Source organism: Aestuariivita sp., assembly GCF_049276915.1.
In the GTDB taxonomy this organism is placed as follows: Bacteria; Pseudomonadota; Alphaproteobacteria; order Rhodobacterales; family Rhodobacteraceae; genus Aestuariivita.
The window spans coordinates 1-1,532 of record NZ_JBASXK010000093.1; the positions used below are offsets into that span (position 1 = coordinate 1).

A 1,532-nucleotide genomic window follows, 5' to 3' on the forward strand; every position below is an offset into this window, starting at 1 on the left:
CACCAAGGTCGCGGCCAGCATATCGGGCAATGACGGGATCAAGGACATCCCGCCAGCCATCGGCGCTGTGGACATTGCCGTTACGCAGGGCGCAGCGCTCCAGCATGCCAAACTGGTTGAACAAGAAGATGGGGTGATAGCAGGTGCAGTCGAAATGCCCGTTCCAGGCAGCACCTTCCTGATCGCCGTGGGTGGGGCTGACCGAGCTGTCCATGTCCAGCACGATGTATTTCAACCCGTTGCGGTCATGAAACCGGTCGATCCATTGGCCGTTCAGATCGGCCAGCGCCGCCCGGTTCGCGGCCAGAGCCAGCGTCTCGGTCTCGAACCGTCCCATCTGCGATGCCGAAGCAGCTTGCGCCTCGACGGCCCTGCCGCCAACGACCTGACGCATCACGGGATCGAGGGCCAAGCGGTCGGCATCGTTCACATCCTCGTATCCGGCCAGTCGTCCGAACACCGATTGCCGGAACAATCCGTCAAGCCGATGGAGCGTGTTCTTCCCGGTGCGGCTGTCTCGCAGCGCCTCCGACGCCAGATTGGACAGGCCGAGCACGTCATCAAGCTCGCGCATCACCAGCAGGCCACCGTCTGAACTGATCTGCGCACCACGGAACTCCAGACGCACACGGCGGTCGAAATCGACCCGATCTCCCCGCGCCAAGCCCGCACCCTCCAGGTGATCCATGAAACGCGCCCCTCGCAGCCGTCAACGCCATGATTTATATGCGAAATATCACGATTACGACAGCGAAATCAGCGACTTACTTGGAGAATGTGGGTTCACATCATTGGCCTCGACTTGGTCAAACGGGTTTTTCAAGTGCACGGAGCGGACTCGGCAGGGAACGTTCAGTTTCGCGAGAAACTCAGCCGCCCTCAGTTCAAGAAATTCCTTTCCAAAAATCCGGACTGCATCGTCGCCATGGAGGCTTGTTCGACCGCCCATCATTGGGGGTGTGAGGCAGAAGGGTTCGGTCATATCGTTCGCCTCATTCCACCATACTATGTGAAGCCCTTCGCGAAGAGATACAAGAACGAAGCTGTGGACGCTGAAGCGATTGTCGAGGCTGCGCTGCTTCCGTCAAAGAGCTTCGTGGCGGTGAAAACCAAAGAACAATAGGCGCAGGCGGCACTGTTTCGAAGCCGAGATCTTTAGCTGCGTCAGCGCACCCAACTCATCAATGCGATGTACATGCTTTTCAATCACAGCCGGAAACGCGAACCGCGCTTGACGCGTCCAAGCATTGTTGGCTTGATTGCCTTAATCACTCAAGGAGCAGATGAGAATTCCTATGCCAAAACCGTCCAACGTTTGGAGAAGAGTCTTTCGTATCTGTATCGCAGGAATTGTTTGGACGTCCCTTGCAATTGGATCAACACAAAACGCATGGGCTCAGACTGAACCGGATCTCGCAAAGTTGGCAGCGTTTGCAGAGTTTGAAAGCCTCAAGGCAAGTGACCCAAGCCAGGCCCTTGCGTTGGCAGCGCGAATTGTCGGAGATGCAGACGATCCCGCCCTGAACCTGTAC

At 57.2% G+C, this 1,532-nt stretch carries 2 protein-coding genes and 1 pseudogene; 2 read left to right on the forward strand and 1 reads right to left on the reverse strand.

Annotation, left to right across the window (positions count from 1 at the left end; all coding sequences use genetic code 11):
- Nucleotides 1-688, reverse strand: a pseudogene (locus WAO69_RS09990) (IS1380-like element ISPme1 family transposase); the annotation flags it as partial.
- Nucleotides 689-775: 87 nt separating this feature from the next.
- Here WAO69_RS09990 and WAO69_RS09995 point away from each other — a divergent pair.
- Together WAO69_RS09995 and WAO69_RS10000 are read left to right on the forward strand one after the other, a co-directional pair.
- A complete protein-coding gene (locus WAO69_RS09995; protein ID WP_422178589.1) occupies nucleotides 776-1,123 on the forward strand; it encodes a hypothetical protein in 348 nt (115 codons plus the stop codon).
- Between the two features lie 160 nt (nucleotides 1,124-1,283).
- Nucleotides 1,284-1,532, forward strand: a 249-nt coding sequence (locus WAO69_RS10000; protein WP_422178591.1) for a hypothetical protein, incomplete at its 3' end; no start/stop codon positions are given.